This is a genomic window from Aromatoleum bremense (assembly GCF_017894365.1).
In the GTDB taxonomy this organism is placed as follows: domain Bacteria; phylum Pseudomonadota; class Gammaproteobacteria; order Burkholderiales; family Rhodocyclaceae; genus Aromatoleum; species Aromatoleum bremense.
Map to the genome: position 1 here is coordinate 1,098,965 of NZ_CP059467.1, position 18,727 is coordinate 1,117,691.

General features: G+C 65.6%; 16 protein-coding genes, 1 tRNA gene and 1 other RNA gene. 1 reads left to right on the plus strand and 17 read right to left on the minus strand.

The annotated features are described in order from the left end of the window. Nucleotides 1–86 precede the first annotated feature (86 nt). The 7 genes from pbN1_RS05175 to pbN1_RS05205 form a co-directional block, all read right to left on the minus strand. Nucleotides 87–162: transfer RNA gene (locus tag pbN1_RS05175), tRNA-Phe, on the minus strand. Nucleotides 163–246: 84 nt separating this feature from the next. Further along, the gene (locus pbN1_RS05180) at nt 247–1,734 is read right to left on the minus strand and encodes a sensor histidine kinase (RefSeq protein WP_169118189.1); all 1,488 of its coding nucleotides are present in this window, start codon (nt 1,732–1,734) and stop codon (nt 247–249) included. Beyond that, nucleotides 1,709–2,395 (minus strand): response regulator transcription factor, encoded by a 687-nt coding sequence (locus pbN1_RS05185; RefSeq protein WP_169201155.1) that lies wholly within the window; start codon nt 2,393–2,395, stop codon nt 1,709–1,711. The genes pbN1_RS05180 and pbN1_RS05185 overlap by 26 nt, the downstream gene beginning before the upstream one ends. A gap of 307 nt (nt 2,396–2,702) precedes the next feature. Continuing rightward, nucleotides 2,703–4,355: a chaperonin GroEL gene (gene groL, locus pbN1_RS05190; protein ID WP_169201154.1), complete on the minus strand. Its 1,653-nt coding sequence runs from the start codon at nt 4,353–4,355 to the stop codon at nt 2,703–2,705. A 45-nt stretch (nt 4,356–4,400) separates the two neighbouring features. Continuing rightward, nucleotides 4,401–4,691 (minus strand): co-chaperone GroES, encoded by a 291-nt coding sequence (groES, locus tag pbN1_RS05195; RefSeq protein ID WP_004311482.1) that lies wholly within the window; start codon nt 4,689–4,691, stop codon nt 4,401–4,403. A 324-nt stretch (nt 4,692–5,015) separates the two neighbouring features. Next, nucleotides 5,016–6,773, minus strand: coding sequence for an autotransporter assembly complex protein TamA (locus tag pbN1_RS05200; protein ID WP_169201153.1), 1,758 nt, complete (start codon nt 6,771–6,773; stop codon nt 5,016–5,018). 123 nt (nt 6,774–6,896) lie between these two features. Further along, on the minus strand, nt 6,897–7,898 hold the full coding sequence (locus pbN1_RS05205) for a class 1 fructose-bisphosphatase (protein WP_169201152.1): 1,002 nt from the start codon (nt 7,896–7,898) through the stop codon (nt 6,897–6,899). 240 nt (nt 7,899–8,138) lie between these two features. Between pbN1_RS05205 and pbN1_RS05210 the strand changes: the two genes are divergently transcribed. Continuing rightward, the gene (locus pbN1_RS05210; protein WP_169201151.1) at nt 8,139–9,404 is read left to right on the plus strand and encodes a D-amino acid dehydrogenase; all 1,266 of its coding nucleotides are present in this window, start codon (nt 8,139–8,141) and stop codon (nt 9,402–9,404) included. Nucleotides 9,405–9,560: 156 nt separating this feature from the next. Here the strand turns inward: pbN1_RS05210 and pbN1_RS05215 are convergent, their stop codons facing one another. From pbN1_RS05215 to pbN1_RS05260, 10 genes are all read right to left on the minus strand, one after another. Next, nucleotides 9,561–10,001: a ClpXP protease specificity-enhancing factor gene (locus pbN1_RS05215; RefSeq protein ID WP_169201150.1), complete on the minus strand. Its 441-nt coding sequence runs from the start codon at nt 9,999–10,001 to the stop codon at nt 9,561–9,563. Nucleotides 10,002–10,035: 34 nt separating this feature from the next. Next, nucleotides 10,036–10,632, minus strand: coding sequence for a glutathione S-transferase N-terminal domain-containing protein (locus tag pbN1_RS05220; protein ID WP_169118182.1), 597 nt, complete (start codon nt 10,630–10,632; stop codon nt 10,036–10,038). A 96-nt stretch (nt 10,633–10,728) separates the two neighbouring features. Further along, the gene (locus tag pbN1_RS05225; RefSeq protein WP_169201149.1) at nt 10,729–11,484 is read right to left on the minus strand and encodes a cytochrome c1; all 756 of its coding nucleotides are present in this window, start codon (nt 11,482–11,484) and stop codon (nt 10,729–10,731) included. Then, nucleotides 11,481–12,749, minus strand: coding sequence for a cytochrome b (locus tag pbN1_RS05230; protein WP_169200527.1), 1,269 nt, complete (start codon nt 12,747–12,749; stop codon nt 11,481–11,483). The genes pbN1_RS05225 and pbN1_RS05230 overlap by 4 nt, the downstream gene beginning before the upstream one ends. Before the next feature lie 3 nt (nt 12,750–12,752). Further along, a complete protein-coding gene (gene petA, locus pbN1_RS05235) occupies nt 12,753–13,346 on the minus strand; it encodes a ubiquinol-cytochrome c reductase iron-sulfur subunit (RefSeq protein WP_169201148.1) in 594 nt (197 codons plus the stop codon). A 188-nt stretch (nt 13,347–13,534) separates the two neighbouring features. Beyond that, complete coding sequence (recR, locus tag pbN1_RS05240; RefSeq protein WP_169118178.1) at nt 13,535–14,128, minus strand: recombination mediator RecR; 594 nt, start codon at nt 14,126–14,128, stop codon at nt 13,535–13,537. After that, nucleotides 14,129–14,452 carry a YbaB/EbfC family nucleoid-associated protein gene (locus tag pbN1_RS05245; RefSeq protein ID WP_011236490.1) on the minus strand — a complete coding sequence of 108 codons (324 nt, stop codon included), beginning with the start codon at nt 14,450–14,452 and terminating at the stop codon, nt 14,129–14,131. It abuts the gene before it with no gap. Between the two features lie 24 nt (nt 14,453–14,476). After that, a complete protein-coding gene (dnaX, locus tag pbN1_RS05250; protein WP_169118177.1) occupies nt 14,477–16,474 on the minus strand; it encodes a DNA polymerase III subunit gamma/tau in 1,998 nt (665 codons plus the stop codon). A gap of 144 nt (nt 16,475–16,618) precedes the next feature. Beyond that, nucleotides 16,619–16,717: signal recognition particle sRNA small type (gene ffs, locus pbN1_RS05255), an RNA gene on the minus strand. A gap of 143 nt (nt 16,718–16,860) precedes the next feature. After that, nucleotides 16,861–18,552 carry an AMP-binding protein gene (locus pbN1_RS05260; protein WP_169201147.1) on the minus strand — a complete coding sequence of 564 codons (1,692 nt, stop codon included), beginning with the start codon at nt 18,550–18,552 and terminating at the stop codon, nt 16,861–16,863. Nucleotides 18,553–18,727: the final 175 nt, after the last annotated feature.

Genomic DNA, 18,727 nt, shown 5'->3' on the forward strand with positions numbered 1-18,727 from the left:
AGATTGAGCAAAATCAGGCAGTTCTGTCAGGTCTTCGGCAGCGTCAACGAAAACGGGCCGGCATTCGCCGGCCCGTTTTCGTATTCTGGTGGCCAGGGACGGAATCGAACCGCCGACACGCGGATTTTCAATCCGCTGCTCTACCAACTGAGCTACCTGGCCGGGAAAGCGCGCATTATAGCCGAATCGGGAGCGCCGTCAATCACCGATGCAAAAATCGTTTCTGCTCCCCAGAAGGCAGGCTCCTCAGGTTACCGAAAATGACGGGAGGAAAGGCTGGGCCGGCGGGGTGACCAGCGGTCCGCGCGGGAACAGGACCTGCGCCGTCGTACCGGGACCTGTCGGGTTTGGATTCAGCGTCACCGTGGCGCGGTGCAGCTCGGCGATCTCCCGCACGATCGGCAAACCCAGGCCCGAACCGTCAACACCGCTACCGAGCACACGATAGAAGCGTTCGAAGACGCGCTCGCGGTCCGCTTCCGGAATGCCGGTGCCCGTATCTTCGATCTCCAGCACGATCGCGCCCGCAACGCGGGTTCGCGCGGTGACACGTCCGCCATGCGGCGTGTATTTGATCGCATTGTCGAGCAGGTTCTTGATCAGTTCGCGCAGCAGCACCGGGTTACCCTCGATCGGCAATGCCCGGCCCGCATCCTCGACCCCCAGGTCGATTCCTTTCACTTGCGCACGCGGATACAGCTCGAGCGCCACATCGCGCACCATCGCATCGAGGTCCACCTGCTCCACCGCGTACAGTTTTTCGAAACTCGCTTCCGCGCGGGCAAGCGACAGCAACTGAGTGATCAGATGGCTGGCCCGGTCGGTGCTGTCCGCGATGCGCTGCAACGATTCGCGCAGTTGCTCGGGGTCCGTTTCGAGCAGCGCGAGGTCGGTCTGCATCTTCAGGCCGGTCAGCGGCGTGCGCATCTGGTGCGCCGCGTCGGCGATGAAGCGTTGCTGCGCCTGCAGATTCTCTTCGAGACGCGCCATCATGTCGTTGAACGCGACGATCACCGGCCGCACTTCCTCGGGAACGCTCGCCGCCGCGATCGGCGACAGGTCGGTCGGACGCCGGCGGCGGATCAGGCTCTGCAACCGGTTCAGCGGCGCGATGCCGCGCGTCAGGCCGACCCACACGAGCACGACCGCGATCGGGATGATCGCGAACTGGGGCAGCAGCACGCCGGTCACGACGCGCGACGCGAGGTCGCTGCGCTTGTTGCGCGTCTCGGCCACCTGCACCAGCACCAGCGGGCTTGCGGGTTCGGGCCAGGCACGCAGGTACTGGTACGCGACGCGCACCTCCTCGCCGTGAATCACGTCGTCGCGATACAGCACCTCCTCCGCGACCACGGTCGCGGGCGGCGCGACCCAAGAAATTTCGCGGTCTCCGGTGACGACTTCGCCGCTGCCGTTGGCAACCTGGTAATAGACGGTGTCGTCCTGGTCGGCGCGAAACAGCGCCCGCGGCGGCGCAGGAAAATGCACCGCGATATTCCCGCCTTCGACCGACACGAGGCGTCCGAGCGCCCGCACGCTGTCTGCCATCGCCCGGTCATACGGCTGGTTCGCCAGATTGTCGGCGACGTTGTGCGTGACGATGATAGAGATCGGCCACAGGAACAGCAGTGGCGCGAGCATCCAGTCGAGGATCTCGCCGAACAGCGAGTTCGGCTGCGACGGCGGTCGGTTCGCTGCCGCCGTCTTGTCAGGCTTTCGCCGTCTGGACCGCATCCGGGTTTTCCAGGCAGTAGCCGAGTCCGCGCACGGTGACGATGCGCACGCCACTGTCTTCGAGCTTCTTGCGCAGCCGGTGGACGTAGACCTCGATCGCATTGCTCGAGACCTCCTCCCCCCAGCCGCACAGGTGATCCACGATCTGGTCCTTGCTCACCAGTCGCCCGGCCCGCAGGACGAAAATTTCGAGCAGGCCGACTTCCCGCGCCGACAATTCGACGATCTGGCCGTTGATCTTCGCCACCCGGTCAGCCTGGTCGTACGAAAGGCTGCCGATCTCGATGCAGCGCGGCTGCCCGGTGCCGCGTCGCGTCAGCGCGCGCACGCGCGCCTCCAGTTCCGGCAGCGCGAAAGGCTTCGTCAGGTAGTCGTCGGCACCGGCATCGAGTCCTCGCACACGCTCTTCGACCCCGTCCTGGGCGGTAAGGATCAGCACCGGCAACGCCGACTTGCGCGCGCGCAGGCGTTTCAGGACGTCAATCCCGGGGAGCTTCGGCAGGCCGAGGTCGAGAATCAGCAGATCGTATGTCTGGGTGGCCAGCGCGGCATCCGCCTCGCTGCCGGAAGCAACGTGATCGACGGCATAACCGCCGCGCTTGAGGGCCCGCCCGAGGCCGTCTGCAATCACCGAGTCATCTTCAGCAAGAAGGATCCGCATGGAAATATGGATGTAAGTTGTCCGTAAGCGGGCACGCCTATTGTTGCACCCGCTGTTCTCCTATTACCGGCCCGGGGAATGTCGGCGCCTTTTCGGCCTGCACATTCCGGGGAGCGCCCGTTTGCACAACCGGTGCTCCCTGCCCCTTTTTCCTCACGATCGATTCATTATCCCACCTTTCCGCAGCGTGGCGTGTCGACACGTCCGTCACCGCGCCAAAGCAAACGGCCCCGCCGCAGCGGAGCCGTTTGCTTTGGCGCCACCGGGCCTGAAAGCCCGGCAGCACGAGGCGAACCTCAGACCGGCATTACATACCCATGTCCATGCCGCCCATGCCGCCCATGCCACCCATGCCGCCCATGCCGCCCATCGAGGGCTTTTCTTCAGCCAGCTCGCCGACCATGCAGTCGGTGGTCAGCATCAGGCCGGCGACCGAGGCTGCGTTCTGCAGCGCGATGCGCTCGACCTTGGTCGGGTCCAGCACGCCCATGTCGACCAGGTCGCCATACTCGCCGGTGGCGGCGTTGTAGCCGAAATTACCGGTGCCTTCGACGACGCGATTGACGACGACGGACGGCTCGTCACCTGCATTGGCGACGATCTCGCGCAGCGGCTGCTCGAGCGCGCGCAGCACGATCTTGATGCCGGCGTCCTGGTCATGGTTGTCGCCCTTGAGGGTACCGAGGTTCGCGCGGGCACGCAGCAGCGCGACGCCACCGCCGGGGACGATACCTTCTTCGACCGCGGCGCGGGTCGCGTGCAGCGCGTCTTCGACGCGGGCCTTCTTCTCCTTCATCTCGACTTCGGTCGCAGCGCCGACCTTGATGACGGCAACACCGCCCGCCAGCTTCGCGACGCGTTCCTGCAGCTTCTCGCGGTCGTAATCGGACGTGGCTTCCTCGATCTGCGCGCGGATCTGCTTGACGCGGCCTTCGATGCGCGCGGGTTCGCCGGCGCCGTCGATGATGATCGTGTTTTCCTTGCCGATCTCGATGCGTGCCGCCTGGCCCAGCTCGGCCAGCGTCGCCTTCTCCAGCGTCAGGCCGACTTCCTCGGCGATGACCTGGCCGCCGGTCAGCACGGCGATATCCTCGAGCATCGCCTTGCGACGGTCACCAAAGCCCGGCGCCTTGACGGAGCAGGTCTTGAGGATACCGCGGATGTTGTTGACGACGAGGGTCGCCAGCGCTTCGCCTTCGACGTCTTCGGCGACGATCAGCAGCGGGCGGCCGGCCTTGGCGACCTGCTCGAGCACCGGCAGCAGATCACGGATGTTCGAGATCTTCTTGTCGAACAGCAGGATGAACGGGTTTTCGAGGATCGCCACCTGGCGGTCCGGGTTGTTGATGAAGTACGGGCTGAGGTAGCCGCGGTCGAACTGCATGCCCTCGACGACATCGAGTTCGTTCTGCAGCGACTTGCCGTCCTCGACGGTGATCACGCCTTCCTTGCCGACCTTGTCCATCGACTTGGCGATGATTTCGCCGATGTCGGCGTCGGAGTTCGCCGAGATCGAGCCGACCTGGGCGATTTCCTTGCTCGTCGAGCACGGCTTCGACAGCTTCTTCAGTTCTTCGGTGACCGCGATGACGGCTTTGTCGATGCCGCGCTTGAGGTCCATCGGGTTCATGCCGGCGGCAACGAACTTCATGCCTTCGCGCACGATCGACTGGGCCAGCACGGTCGCGGTCGTGGTGCCGTCACCGGCGATATCGGAGGTCTTCGACGCGACTTCCTTGACCATCTGCGCGCCCATGTTCTCGAACTTGTCCTTCAGTTCGATTTCCTTCGCGACGGACACGCCGTCCTTGGTCACCGTCGGGGCGCCGAACGAGCGCTCGAGCACGACGTTACGGCCTTTCGGGCCGAGGGTGACCTTGACCGCGTTGGCCAGGATATTGACGCCGGCGACCATGCGGTCACGGGCGGAATCACCAAACTTGACTTCTTTTGCAGCCATCGTTCATTGCTCCTTGAATTCGTTGGACGGGGTCGACAGGGGCGCTCAGGCCTCGACGACGCCCATGATGTCTTCTTCGCGCATGACGAGCAGTTCGTCACCCTCGACTTTCACGGTCTGGCCGGCGTACTTGCCGAACAGCACCTTGTCGCCGACCTTGACGGCCATCGGGCGAACCTTGCCGTCGTCGAGGATCTTGCCGTTGCCCACGGCGAGCACTTCGCCCTGATCGGGCTTCTCGCCGGCCGAGTCGGGGATGACGATGCCGCTGGCGGTCTTGCGCTCGGCTTCCAGGCGCTTGACGATCACGCGATCATGCAAGGGACGAATTTTCATCGAGATGACTCCTTCAGTTCGAATTCAACATATCTGCGGGCAGACCCGCAGCATAAACATATCAAGGGCGCGGACTGGCCCGGGACGGTTAGCACTCACTGCCAACGAGTGCTAATAATAGGGACGGCCCCGGCCGATTTCAAGAGCGGAGAATTCAAATTCCCGTCGAGCGGCGACAGGAACGCGGGATGCTGCACCTTTTGCTCCATTCGACAGGAGGCCCGATATGGCCAAGCGCCGCATGCTCGGTGGCGACGACGCGCCGTACGTCTGCGACGCCGCAGGACGGGTCCCCCGGCATGCGACGGGGTCCCGCGGCGCCGTTCAAAATGCGATGGCGATGCCGAAATGCAGGCGCAGCCGCCGTTCCTCGTGGCCGTAAGCGAGATCGATGGCGAGCGGGCCGGCCGGACTTTTCCAGCGTGCGCCGACCCCGTAGCCAGTCTTGAGAGTGAATCCGTCGCGGCTGTCGGCGGCGTCGCCCGCATCGACGAAGGCCGCCGCTCCCCACTGCGGCAAGAACCAGTGGACATACTCGGCGCTCAGCGTCGCGAGGTAACGTCCGCCGACGGTGGCGTCGCCCTCTCTCACGCCGAGGCTCTCGAACGCGTAGCCGCGCACCGTTTGCGTGCCACCGGTACGGAACAGGAAATCGTGCGGCACGCCGTCGCGACTCGGTGCCAGCGTCGCCCCGCCTTCGGCGCGCAGGATCAGCACGTCACGCTCGGCAAAAGGCAGGTAGCGCACGTAGCGGCCGTAAAGCCGGAGGAAATCCTGGTCGGACAGTACCGCCTTCGCGCCGCCGCCGATGTCGAACTGCAGCACATCGCCTCGTCGTGGATCGAGGAGGTTGTCGACCCGCCGCCGGATCCACGTCCAGTTCGCCGTCAGCGCGTTGCGGCTCGTCGACGGTGCGCCGTCGGGGTCGCGTTGCTCGTGCTGCAGGCGCAGCGCGAGGCGCGTGTCGATGTTGCCGCGTGTCTTGGTGCGCGCCACGCCCACCGCCTGGGTCGTCAGCGTCAACCCCTCGACGGTGCTGCGCTCGATCGCGACACCAAAGCTATCCCGATGGCCGGCGCGCGCGGGCGGAAGGAAAACATCCGCGTACGCGGCGTGACGGCGCTGCTCGAGTCGTAGTCCGGTGGCGAGTTCCCAGCCGCGGTCGAGGAGGTTTACGTCGCGCCAGCTCATCTCGGTACGAAAACCGGTGTTGGTCGAATAGCCGACGCCGAAACCGAGGTGTCGGGACTGCGCTTCGGTGATCTGGACCCGGATCGGCACGGCGGCGGCAAGCGCCGGGTCGCGCTCGATATCGACGATCACGGAGGCGAACTGCGGGGAGTTCTGCAGTGCAGTCTGCAGCGCGAGGAGGCGCTCCTGGTCGAACGGCTCGCCGGGCTCCAGCAGGTTGAAACGTTCGACGAAATCGGGAGGAAGATCCTGCAGGCCCGACACCTCGAGCGGGCCGAGGAAAAAGCGCGGCCCGGAGTCGACCGTCACCGAAAGCTGCACGGTTGCGTTGTCCGGATCGACTTCGGCACGGCTGTCGACAATGCGCGCCGCAGCGTAGTCGCGCACCGCGACCCCGTCGAGGAGCCGCGCCTTCGCGTCGTCCCAGGCGCTCTGGCGAAAAGGTTCTCCCGGCGCGAGAGGCCAGGCGCGGCGCAGCGCAGCGCGACGTTCCGCGCGCGCCTTGCCGTCGCCGGCCAGATCGCCGTCGAACAGCAGTTCGACACCGGCGATGCTCGCCTGCGTGCCGGGCTCGACCGACAGCTGCCAGCGGCCATCCGGCTCGCGCTGCAAACGGATCTCGGGTGTGAAATACCCTTCGGTCGCCAGCAGTTCCGCCGCTTCGCGCCGCGTACGCCGGGCCAGCGCGATGCGGTCGGCCTGTGCTTCGGGCAAGGCCTGGTCGTCGCGATCGAGAATGCGCAGATGACGCTCGAGCAGCGGTCGCACGCTGTCGGGCGCGTCGAGTTCGACCTGCAGCGGGGCTTGGGCGAACACGGTGCCGGACGAAAGGCCAAGGCACAGCGCGACGAGCCACAGCCGGAGCAGCGCACGAATCCGGAAAGCTGTCATGACCGGATTCTACGGCAGAGGCGCGGCCTCGGCGGAATCCGGATCGTGCTGCGCCTTCAGGCTGCGGCTGGAGCTCCCGCCGCCTTTCCCGGCATGGACGCCCTACAGCCCGGCATCGTCGGCTCAGCCTTCGAGATGGTAGGCGGTCACGCGCTCCACTTCGTGGGTCGAACCGAGGATCACCGGCACGCGCTGGTGCAGCCTTTCCGGCTGCACGTCGAGGATCCGCTGGCGCCCGGTCGTTGCCGAGCCCCCGGCCTGCTCGACGAGCATCGCCATCGGATTCGCCTCGTACATCAGGCGCAGCTTGCCGCCCTGGTCACGGCATTTCTCGTCCAGCGGATACATGAAGATGCCGCCGCGCGTGAGGACGCGATGCACGTCGGCGACCATCGACGCGACCCAGCGCATGTTGAAATCCTTGCCGCGCGGCCCCGTCTTGCCCTGCTGCAACTCGGCCACATAGCGCTGCACCGGCGGCTCCCAGTGGCGCGCGTTCGATGCGTTGATCGCATATTCCTGTGTATCCACCGGCACCGTCATGAACGGGTGGGTGTAGACGAAGCTGCCCATCTCGCGATCCAGCGTGAAGCCATGCACGCCGTTGCCGACGGTGAGGATCAGCAGGGTCGACGGACCGTACAGCGCGTATCCCGCGGCGACCTGCTCGCGACCGGGCTGCAGGAAGCATTGCTCGTTCGGCTCCTTGGCACCTTCGGGAAAGCGCAGCACCGAGAAGATCGTGCCGACCGAGATATTGACGTCGATGTTCGACGAACCATCAAGCGGATCGAACAGCAGCAGGTAGCCGCCCTTCGGGTAGTCGAACGGAATCTGGTGCACCTCCTCGACCTCTTCCGATGCCATCGCCGCGAGGTGCCCGCCCCATTCGTTGGCCTGCAGCAGGATCTCGTTTGCGATCACGTCGAGCTTCTTTTGCGCTTCGCCCTGGATGTTGTCGGTGCCCGCCTCGCCGAGCAGGTCGGCCAGCGCCCCTTTCGAGACATTGACGCCGATCGCCTTCACCGCCCGGGCGACGACTTCAATCAGCAGTCGCAGGTCCGGGCTAGTGCGGCCAGCGCGCTGCTGCTCGATCAGGAATTGGGTTAGCGTGACGCGTCGCATGAATTGACTCCTTGTTGGTCCAGCCGGGCCAGACTTCAGTTTGTTTCGCAAGCTTGCGGCGCGGATTATCCCGCGGAAGGCGGTCGAGCGCACCACCGCACGCGGGCGAAGACGGTTATGATCGCTGGCCGACGGCTCGCCCCACACGTCTGAGCTTGCTCAGGCCATGCCGTAGGGACATCGCCGCACACCGGTCCGGCCCGGATCAAAAACTGTCTCCGTTCAGCCCATTCGCTCACTATGCACGTTCTGGTTCTCGGCGCCGGCGTCACCGGCGTCACCACCGCCTGGTATCTCGCCAAAGCGGGTTTCGATGTAAGCGTGGTGGACCGCCAACCCGAGGCAGCTCTCGAAACCAGCTACGCCAATGGCGGCCAGATCTCGATCAGCCACCCCGAACCCTGGGCGAACCCGACGGCTCCGCTCAACGTGCTGCGCTGGTTCGGCCGCGAGGACGCCCCGCTGCTGTTTCGCCCCCACGCCGACGCAGCCCAATGGGCCTGGACGTTCGCCTTCCTGCGTGAATGCCTGCCGCACCGCACCCGGCGCAACACCGCCGCCATTGCCAGTCTCGCCGTGCATAGCGGCGAACGCCTGCGCGCGCTGCGCGCAGAAACCGGGATCGCCTACGACCATCTCGAGCGCGGCATCCTGCATCTGTTCTTTACGCCGGAGGAATTCTCGCGCGCCGGCGCCAAGGCTGCCGAACTCGCGGCGTACGGCATTGAGGCCCGCCTCTGCAGCCGCGACGAATGCCTCGCGATCGAACCTGCGCTCGCCGGCGGGGCCGGGGAGCTCGCCGGCGGCCTGTATGCCCCGCACGACGAGTCGGGCGATGCTTTCCGCTTCACCCAGGCCCTCGCCGAGCGAGCCGCGCAGGCGGGCGTACGCTTCCATTACAACACCACGATCACACGCATCGACCGCACGGGCGGCCTGATGAACAGCATCGAGGTCCGCGATGCCGAAGGCCGCACCGGAAGTCTCACCGCCTCCGCCTACGTACTGTGCCTCGGCAGCTACGGTCGCGCCCTGGTCGCCCCTCTTGGCGAACACCTGCCGATCTACCCAGTGAAAGGCTACTCGGTGACGGTTCCGCTACGCGATCCGCAGCGTACGCCGAGCGTCAGCCTCACCGATGAATCGCGCCGCATCGTGTGTTCGCGCCTCGGTGACCGGCTGCGCGTCGCCGGGACCGCGGAGCTCAACGGCTACGATACCAGCATCAATCCCGCCCGCTGCCAAGCCATCCTGGACTGGCTGGAGATGCGTTTTCCCGGCGCCACCGACACCACCCGAGCGCGACTGTGGGCAGGGCTGCGCCCAGCCACGCCCAACAATGTCCCGCTGATCGGGAAGAGCGGCCTGCTCAACCTCTGGTACAACACCGGCCACGGGACGCTGGGATGGACGCTCGCCTGCGGGTCTGCCAGCTGCCTCGCCGGGTTGATGTCCGGCCGGCGACCGCCGGTGCACAACTTCCCGTTCCTGGGGAACGAAGCCTGACCCTCGGACGGCAGCGCTCGTCCCGCTAACCGAGCCGCGCCCGGGCACCCGCAGCCACACTACAGCCTGCCGGCGAGCCCGGACCGGCCGCCATATTCCCGATTCGGTCCCCGGCACGAATACAACAGGAACGCGCGCAGCCTGTGCTGCAACCAGTTACTTGACGATCTTCAGGTGGTTGCGTCCCGCCGGCGAACGCCCTCCCGCGGGGGGCGCAGCGTCGGGGCGGGCGTCGTCCTGCTGTCCGCCGACCTGCTCGGCCGGGACACCAGGTGCCTCGACCACCGCTTCAGGCTCGAACGCCATGCCGTGCCCGTTCTCCCGCGCGTAGATTGCAAGGACGTTGGACACCGGGACCGACAGCGCGTGGGCGACGCCGCCGAAACGCGCCTGGAAAGTGATCAGGTCGTTGCCCATGACCAGTTGCTGCGTCGCTTCGGAACCCAGGTTGAGCACGATCTGTCCGTCTTGCGCATAGCCCGCCGGGACCACGGTACGCTCGTCGACGAGCACCGCGATATGGGGCGTGAAGCCCTGGTCGACGCACCATTCGAAAATGGCGCGGAGCAGGTAGGGTTTGGTAGATATGTTTGTCATGGTCGGTAGCGCCCCTCACACGGGGCCTCGGCGTTCAGCGCCGCATCACCTTTTCGGACGGGGTCAGGGCGTCGATGAAACCCTGCCGGCTGAAAATGCGTTCGGCGTATTTCATGAGGTTCGCAGCGGCCTTCGGCAGTTCGATGCCGTAATGCTCGAGACGCCACAGCAAGGGGGCGATCGCGACGTCGAGCATCGAGAACTCGTCGCCTAGCATGAACTTCTGCTTGACGAAGATCGGTGCGAGTTGAACGAGTTGGTCACGCACGTGGGCGCGGCTCTTTTCGACGCCCTTCTGGTTCTTCTCGAGCACGTCGATGTGCGAGAACAGTTCCTGCTCGAACGTGTGCAGCAACTGGCGGGCACGCGCGCGCAAGATCGGGTCAGGCGGCATCAGCTGCGGATGCGGGAAGCGCTCGTCGATGTACTCGTTGATGATGTTCGCCTCGTACAGGACGAGGTCGCGATCGACCAGCACCGGCACCCGGTTGTACGGGTTGATGATGGCGATGTCTTCGGGCTTGTTGTAGAGGTCGACATCGATGACCTCGAAGTCCATTCCCTTTTCGAAGAGCACGATCCGGCAGCGGTGACTGAACGGATCGGTTGTGCCGGAATACAGGTTCATCATGTTGTTGCAGCTCCTGATACAAAAGCAAAGCGCACCACGCGATGACCGCGTGGTGCGTCAAATTCAGTGAGTGCGCGGATCAGGTCCGGCGGGTTCTCAGTGAATATCCTTCCAGTAATTTTTCTTCAAAGCATAGGAGAGCACGAACAGCCCCGCCAGGAAGATCAGTACGTACATCCCGATCGTCTTGCGCTTGTCGGCCATCGGCTCCCCCATCCAGACGAGGAAGGAGACCAGGTCGGCAACCGTCTTGTCATATTCCTCGACGCTCATCCTGCCCGGCGTCGCGAGTTCAAGGGCGACCGATTTCGTGCCGTCCTCGTGCTCGGTGACCTTCGCGACCTGTTGGCCCTGCAGTTCCCACAGCGCGTGCGGCATGCCGACGTTGCCGAATACCACGTTGTTCCAGCCTGTCGGGCGCGCCGGATCGCGGTAGAACTGACGCAGATAAGTGTACAGCCAGTCGGCGCCGCTGCCGAACTCGGATGCGCGCTGGCGCGCGATCAGCGTCAGGTCGGGCGGGGTCACCCCGAACCACACCTTCGATTCGGCCGGGCGCATCGCGATCTTCATCAGGTCGCCGACGCGTTCGCCGGTGAACATCAGGTTGTCGCGAATCTGCTGCTCGTCGAGACCGATCTGCTGCAGCGTGTTGTAACGCGCGAAGCTCGCGCTGTGGCAGCTCAGGCAGTAGTTGACGAACACCTTGGCGCCATTCTGCAGCGCGGCCGGGTCGGAGCTGACCGGCGCCTTGTCCAGATGCAGTTCCGCCCCGGCGGACAGCGCGAGAGCCGGCGCGAACAGCACGATGGCGGCCAGGCGCTTGAGAGTCTTGATCACACGAATGCTCATTTGAACGTCACCCTTTCCGGTTCGGGTTTGCACTTGTCGAGTTTGCTGTACCACGGCATCAACAGGAAGAACGCGAAGTACAGCACCGAGCAGATCTGGGCGACCAGGGTACGGCCCGGGGTCGGCGGCAGCACACCGAGGTAGCCGAGGATGAAGAACGCGACCAGGAACACCGCCAGGATGGCCTTGAACAGCCCGCCCTTGTAGCGGATCGACTTCACCGGGCTGCGGTCCAGCCACGGCAGGAAGGCGATGATCACGACCGACGCGCCCATCGCGACGACGCCCCAGAACTTCGCATCGACGCCGAACAGCGGGTACGTCACCGCGCGCAGGATCGAGTAGAACGGCGTGAAGTACCACACCGGCGCGATATGCGGCGGCGTCTTCAGCGGGTCGGCGGGAATGAAATTGTTGTACTCGAGGAAGTAGCCGCCGCCCTCGGGCGCAAAGAACAGGATTGCCGAGAACACGATCAGGAAACCGACTACGCCCATGATGTCCTTCACGGTGTAGTACGGGTGGAACGGGATGCCGTCGAGCGGGATGCCGTTGGCGTCCTTCTTCTTCTTGATCTCGACCCCGTCCGGGTTGTTCGAGCCGACTTCGTGCAGCGCGACGATGTGCGCCAGCACCAGGCCGATCAGCACCAGCGGCACGGCGATCACGTGGAACGAGAAGAAGCGGTTCAGCGTCGCGTCGGACACCACGTAGTCACCGCGAATGACCAGCGACAGGTCCGGTCCGATCACCGGGATCGCGGAAAACAGGTTCACGATCACCTGCGCGCCCCAGAACGACATCTGCCCCCACGGCAGCAGGTAGCCCATGAACGCTTCGGCCATCAGCGCAAGGAAGATCAGCGTGCCGAAGACCCAGATCAGCTCGCGCGGCTTGCGGTACGAGCCGTACAGCAGCCCGCGGAACATGTGCAGGTAGACGACGACGAAGAACGCCGACGCGCCGGTCGAGTGCAGGTAGCGGATCAGCCAGCCACCGGGCACTTCGCGCATGATGTATTCGACGCTGGCGAAGGCGACGGGGATGCCGGACGCGTTCACCGAAGCATCAGGCTTGTAGTGCATGACCAGGAAGATGCCGGTCACGATCTGGATCACCAACACCAGGAGCGCGAGCGACCCGAAGAAGTACCAGAAATTGAAGTTCTTCGGCGCGTAGTATTCCGACAGGTGCGCCTTCCAGGTCGACGTGAGCGGGAAGCGCGCGTCGATCCAGTGCATCAGTTCTTGTGATTTTGTAGTCATCGCTTAGGCCTTTGCGTCGTCACCGATGAGAATCCGCGTATCCGCGAGGAACTTGTAGGGCGGAATCTCGAGATTGTCCGGCGCCGGCATGCTGCGATAGACGCGCCCGGCAAGGTCGAACAGGGAGCCGTGGCAGGGGCACAGGAAGCCGCCCGGCCAGTCGGGTCCGACGCCGCTCTCGGCACCGACCTTGAACTTGTCGCTCGGCGAACAGCCCAGGTGGGTGCAGATGCCGACCACGACGAGGTATTCGGGGTTGATCGAACGGTGCTTGTTTTGCGCGTATTCCGGCTGCATCGGCTTTTCCGAAGCCGGATCGCTCACCAGCGGCTCGGTTTTTTCCAGCGACGCGAGCATTTCGGGCGTGCGCCGCAGGATCCACACCGGCTTGCCGCGCCACTCCACGGTCATCATCTCGCCTGGCGCGAGCTTGCCGATATCCGCTTCGACCGGGGCGCCTGCCGCCTTGGCACGTTCCGACGGCGTCAAGCTGGCAACGAACGGCACCGCCGTCGCGACCACTGCAACGCCGCCGACCGCCGACGTTGCGACAAGCAGTTGCCGCCGGCCACTGTCCATCTTCTGATCCACGCTCATGACATCATCCCTGAAAAAAAGCCATTTCCGGATACAAAAAAACTGCCGGATTCTATCAAACTGGCCGCAACATAAAAAGCATAAAGCTCAAAGGTGTATTCGGATCATGGATTTAGCATTCCGCGCGGGCGCCCGGAACGCAGCTGCAACGAGGTGTTTTGTGCGGCGCAGCAGCATGCTGCCGGGGGTCAGAGCGGGCGCCTCTCGACGAGCGCCTGCGCGATCGTGCCGGTGTCGGTGTGTTCGAGTTCGCCGCCCACCGGCACGCCCCGCGAGAGACGGCTGACCTTGACGCCGCGCGCGGCGAGCAGTTCCGCGACGATGTGGGCCGTCGCCTCGCCTTCATTCGTGAAGTTCGTCGCGAGGATCACTTCCTGCACGGTGTTGTCGGCGACCCGGGCGAGCAGCTTGTCGAGCTTGAGTTCGCGCGGACCGATGCCATCGAGCGGCGACAGACGGCCCATGAGCACGTAATACAGCCCGTTGTACGCATGGGTCTGCTCGATCACCGCGAGGTCGGCCGGCATTTCGACGACGCATAGCAGCGACGCGTCGCGCTGGGGGCTCGCGCAGCGCTGGCAGATCTCGGTTTCTGTGAAGGTGTTGCAGCGTTCGCAATGACACAGCACCGCGAGCGCATTGCCGAGCGCCCGGGCAAGGCGTTCGGCGCCGCGCTGGTCGCGCTGCAAAAGATGGTAGGCCATGCGCTGCGCAGACTTCGGCCCGACCCCGGGCAGGCCGCGCAACGCGTCGATCAGTTCGTCGAGACTGGAAGGGGACATTCAGAACGGCAGCTTCATCCCGGGCGGCAGGTTGAGGCCGGACGTGAAGCCCGCCATTTTCTCCTGCGTCGTCGTTTCCACGCGGCGCACCGCGTCATTGACAGCGGCCGCGAGGAGATCCTCGAGCATTTCCTTGTCGTCCATCACCGAGTCGTCGATCGTCACGCGGCGCACGTCGTACTTGCAGGTCATCAGCACCTTGACCATCCCGGCGCCCGACTGCCCCTCGACTTCGACCGAGGCCAACTGGTCCTGCATCTTCTTCATGTTTTCCTGCATCTGCTGGGCCTGTTTCATCAGCCCGGCAATTCCGCCTTTCATCATCGCCAGATTCTCCGCAAGAGAAATTCAAAGTGGTCTTACCGACGCTTCCACGAGGGACGCGTCGAATCGTTCGATCAGTTCACGCACGAAAGGGTCGCTCTCCAACGCCGCCACAGCCTCGACGTGCCGCGCCCGTTTTTCCGCCTGGTCGCGTTGCGCCGGGGTTTCGCCGGCGATCGCGCCGGTCTCGATCCTGAGCCGCAGCGGACCGCCATACTGCGTCGCGAGCGCGTCCTGCAGGCGGTCGAGGAGTCCCGGATTCATGCCCAGCAAATGGCGATGGGTTTCGGACAGCCGGAGGTTCAGCACGCCGTCGGCAAATCCGGTCCATTCGCAGTGCTGCGCGAGTTCCCGCATCATCCCGCCGAGGCCGAGCGCGCGGAGGATCGCATGCCATTCGCCGGCGGCAAAGGCCGACGCGATCTCGGGCGCTGTTGTGCCCGGCGATGCGGGCGTGACTTCCGGCCGCTCGGCGCGCCGCGGAACAGCACTTCCGGCCGCCGCCGTCGCGCTTCGTGCCGGCGTGGGCAGGGGGGACGGCTCGACCACCACGTTCCCGGAGTGCAGGCGCGCCGGCGCGGACGAGCGGGCGGGTTGCGGCACGGATGTTTCCCCGGCGAACGCCTCCGGCGGCAGGTCCTCCCACGGCGGAACGGAGTTCGACGGTTCGGCCGGACCTTCGGCGACCGCCACTGCTCTGCCGGGCGGCGACGAACGCGTCCCGGCCTCGGCAATCCCGCGTTCGCGTGGCGAATGCTCCACGGGGATCCCCCTTGCCACCGGCGGTCTTGCCACCGGCGCGGCGTCGCGCTGCGGCACCGGTGCCGTGGCCCGTGCTGCGAGACTGGCGGCCGGCTGCGGCGGCGACGGAGGGATGACACGCGCCCGTCCCGCCCCGCCTCCGCCGGCCGCGTCGCCGGGACTGCCGAGCGCCACCGGCTGCTCGGGGCGGAATGCGTGCAGGCGCAACAGGCTCATCGTGAAGCCCGCGTAGTCGTCCGGCGCCAGCGACAGTTCGTCGCGGCCATGGATGGCGATCTGGTAGGCGAGTTGCAGGAACTCGGCGTCGAAGGCCTCGGCATACGGTGCGAGACGTTGGCGTTCCGCATCGTCGGCGATCGCCGCCGGGGCGAACTGCATGAGCGCGATGCGGTGCAGCAGCGAGGCGAGCGCCTGCAACGCCGCGTCGAACGACAAACTGCGCGCCTCCATGCGATCGGCCACCGCGAGCATCCCGGCGACGTCGCCTGCGGCCAGCGCGTCGAGCACCGCGTACAGATGGTCGTCGCCGACCGTACCGAGCATGTGCGAGACCTGCTCTTCCTCGACGCGCCCCGAACCGTGCGCGATCGCTTGGTCGAGCAGCGACAGTGCATCCCGCATCGAGCCGTTCGCCGCCTTGGCGAGGTGGCGCAGCGCGGGGACCTCGAATGGCACGCCCTCGGCCTCGAGGATGCCGCCGAGATGGTCGATGATGTGCCCCGGCGGCATCTGCTTGAGGTTGAACTGCAGGCAGCGGGAGAGCACCGTCACCGGGATTTTCTGCGGATCCGTCGTCGCCAGGATGAACTTGACGTGTTCGGGAGGCTCTTCGAGCGTCTTCAACATCGCGTTGAACGCATGCCCGGTCAGCATGTGGACTTCGTCGATCATGTAGACCTTGTAGCGCCCCTGCGCCGGCGCATAGACCGCCTTGTCGAGCAGCGCCGCCATGTCCTCGACCCCGCGGTTCGAGGCCGCATCCATCTCGACGTAGTCGGGAAAACGGTCCGCGTCGATCGCGCGGCAGGCCGCGCAAGTGCCGCACGGCTCGGGCGTGACGCCGGTTTCGCAGTTCAGTGCTTTCGCGAGAATGCGCGAAATGGTCGTCTTGCCGACGCCGCGCGTGCCGGTGAACAGCCACGCGTGGTGCAGCCGGCCGGTGGCGAGCGCATGGCTGAGCGCCCGGACGACGTGTTCCTGGCCGACCAGCGTCGCGAAACTCTTCGGGCGCCACTTGCGGGCGAGAACCTGATAGCTCATGGCGGGATTCTAGCAGAGCGGCCCCCGTCCCGCGGCGCCACCGCCCGCACGGTCACGGCGCGCCCGGCGACGAAACGGGGGCCGGCGGTCCCAAAATGCCGAAGGGCGTCTTCATGGGAAGACGCCCTTCGCGCGATTGTCCGGGGTGGCGAGCCTGACCCCCGGCACTTGCAGGGAACGGCTGTGGCTGCTGCCTTCCGGCCCTGACCAGGTTCACCGCGCTGCAATGCGGGGAGACCCGCCACGGCCGCAATTATACCAGCTTACGGCGGGCGGGCGGCATCCCGTGATGCGGTGCGCAATTGTTGCGGCACTGTTCGGGCAGAGCTTGTCGAAGCCCGGTCACGGCCCTTCGACAGGCTCAGGGCGAACGGGGTCTTTTGGGATCAGCCCTTCAGCTCAGGGAAGTCCTCTTCGAAGAACTCCAGCGCCCCGCGCGCTGTCGAGGCGTCCTTGCCCTGTTCGCTCCTGCGCAGCTCGACGCGCCGGATCTTGCCCGAGATGGTCTTCGGCAGGTCCGAAAATTCGATGCGGCGGATGCGCTTGTACGGTGCGAGTTTGTCGCGCGTAAAGGCGAAGATGTCCTTCGCGAGCTCCTTGCCGGCCTCAAAGCCCGGCGCGAGGATCACGTAGGCTTTCGGCACCGCGAGGCGCAGCGGGTCCGGGCTCGGAACGACCGCGGCTTCGGCGACCGCCGGGTGCTCGATCAGCACCGACTCGAGCTCGAACGGGCTGATGCGATAGTCCGACGCCTTGAACACGTCGTCGGCACGGCCGACGTACGTGATGTAGCCGTCGGCGTCGATGCTCGCGACGTCCCCGGTGTGGTAGTGACCGTTGCGCATGACCTCGCTGGTCTTCTCGGCGTCACCGGCGTAGCCGAGCATCAGGCCGAGCGGACGCTTCGCCAGCACCAGCGACACTTCGCCCTCTTCGGCCGGCTTGTCGTCGGCGTCGAGCAGCGCGATCGTGTAGCCGGGCAACGGTCGGCCCATCGAGCCGGGCTTGAGCACCTGCCCCGGCGTGTTGCCGATCTGCGCCGTCGTTTCGGTCTGGCCGAAGCCGTCGCGGATCGTGATGCCCCACGCCTTCTTCACTTGGTCGATGACTTCAGGGTTGAGCGGCTCGCCGGCGCCGATCAGCTCGCGCAGGTTCGTCTTCACCGACGCGAGGTCCTGCTGGATCAGCATGCGCCACACCGTCGGGGGTGCGCACATCGTCGTGATCTCGTATTTCACGAGCACGTCGAGCAACGCGCGCGCGTTGAAGCGATTGTAGTTGTACAGGAACACGCAGGCGCCGGCATTCCACGGCGCGAAGAAGCAGCTCCACGCGTGCTTCGCCCAGCCCGGCGAGCTGATGTTCATGTGGCGGTCGCCGGGCTGCAGGCCGATCCAGTACATCGTCGACAGGTGGCCGACCGGGTAGGACTGGTGGCTGTGCTCGACGAGCTTCGGCTTCGACGTCGTGCCGGACGTGAAATACAGCAGCAGCGGATCGGTGACGCGGGTCACGCCTTCGGGCGTGAATTCGGGCGACGCCGCGTACGCGTCCTCGAACGAGAGCCAGCCGCCGGTCGCGCCGCCGACGCTGATGCGCGTGTAGCTGCCGGCGAGCTCCGCGAATTTGTCGGTGTGGGCCTTGCCGATGACGACATGCCTGACCTGGCCGCGGTCAAGACGGTCGAGCAGATCTTCCGGCGTCAGCAAGGTGGTCGCCGGGATCACGACCGCGCCGAGCTTGATCGCGGCGAGCATCGTTTCCCACAGCGGCACTTCGTTGCCGAGCATGATCAGGATGCGGTCGCCGCGCGCGACACCGTGGCTCCTCAGCCAGTTCGCGACGCGGTTCGAGCGCACCGACATCTCGGCGAACGACAGCTTCGCCTCGTGCCCGTCCTCCTCGACGATCCACAGCGCCGGCTTGTCGTTGCCCTGCGCCATCGTGTCGAAATAGTCCAGCGCCCAGTTGAACTCGGTCAGTTGCGGCCACTGGAAACCGGCGTACGCAGTGGCGTAGTCGGTCCGGTTGGCCAGCAGGAAGTCCCGCGCTTTCAGAAACTCGGCAACTGCAGTCATGTGCTCTCCTTTCCCATATGCAACGCCCCGGACGCCCGTCCGCGACGCGTGTTGTACGCCGGCTCGCATCCCTGGCCGCGGTCGCCCCGCGGCAGGGCGCGGCGAAGAAGCGGGGGAACAGTCCGCTGCTGGCGGAGTGATTGGAATCCGGCGATCCCTGAAGATCGCCGGGCGG

Bases quoted from the DNA above. Each gene is read 5' to 3' on its own strand.
- pbN1_RS05180 (WP_169118189.1), bottom strand. From the start codon at position 1,734: ATGCGGTCCAGACGGCGAAAGCCTGACAAGACGGCGGCAGCGAACCGA.
- pbN1_RS05185 (WP_169201155.1), bottom strand. From the start codon at position 2,395: ATGCGGATCCTTCTTGCTGAAGATGACTCGGTGATTGCAGACGGCCTC.
- groL (WP_169201154.1), bottom strand. From the start codon at position 4,355: ATGGCTGCAAAAGAAGTCAAGTTTGGTGATTCCGCCCGTGACCGCATG.
- groES (WP_004311482.1), bottom strand. From the start codon at position 4,691: ATGAAAATTCGTCCCTTGCATGATCGCGTGATCGTCAAGCGCCTGGAA.
- pbN1_RS05200 (WP_169201153.1), bottom strand. From the start codon at position 6,773: ATGACAGCTTTCCGGATTCGTGCGCTGCTCCGGCTGTGGCTCGTCGCG.
- pbN1_RS05205 (WP_169201152.1), bottom strand. From the start codon at position 7,898: ATGCGACGCGTCACGCTAACCCAATTCCTGATCGAGCAGCAGCGCGCT.
- pbN1_RS05210 (WP_169201151.1), top strand. From the start codon at position 8,139: ATGCACGTTCTGGTTCTCGGCGCCGGCGTCACCGGCGTCACCACCGCC.
- pbN1_RS05215 (WP_169201150.1), bottom strand. From the start codon at position 10,001: ATGACAAACATATCTACCAAACCCTACCTGCTCCGCGCCATTTTCGAA.
- pbN1_RS05220 (WP_169118182.1), bottom strand. From the start codon at position 10,632: ATGATGAACCTGTATTCCGGCACAACCGATCCGTTCAGTCACCGCTGC.
- pbN1_RS05225 (WP_169201149.1), bottom strand. From the start codon at position 11,484: ATGAGCATTCGTGTGATCAAGACTCTCAAGCGCCTGGCCGCCATCGTG.
- pbN1_RS05230 (WP_169200527.1), bottom strand. From the start codon at position 12,749: ATGACTACAAAATCACAAGAACTGATGCACTGGATCGACGCGCGCTTC.
- petA (WP_169201148.1), bottom strand. From the start codon at position 13,346: ATGAGCGTGGATCAGAAGATGGACAGTGGCCGGCGGCAACTGCTTGTC.
- recR (WP_169118178.1), bottom strand. From the start codon at position 14,128: ATGTCCCCTTCCAGTCTCGACGAACTGATCGACGCGTTGCGCGGCCTG.
- pbN1_RS05245 (WP_011236490.1), bottom strand. From the start codon at position 14,452: ATGATGAAAGGCGGAATTGCCGGGCTGATGAAACAGGCCCAGCAGATG.
- dnaX (WP_169118177.1), bottom strand. From the start codon at position 16,474: ATGAGCTATCAGGTTCTCGCCCGCAAGTGGCGCCCGAAGAGTTTCGCG.
- pbN1_RS05260 (WP_169201147.1), bottom strand. From the start codon at position 18,552: ATGACTGCAGTTGCCGAGTTTCTGAAAGCGCGGGACTTCCTGCTGGCC.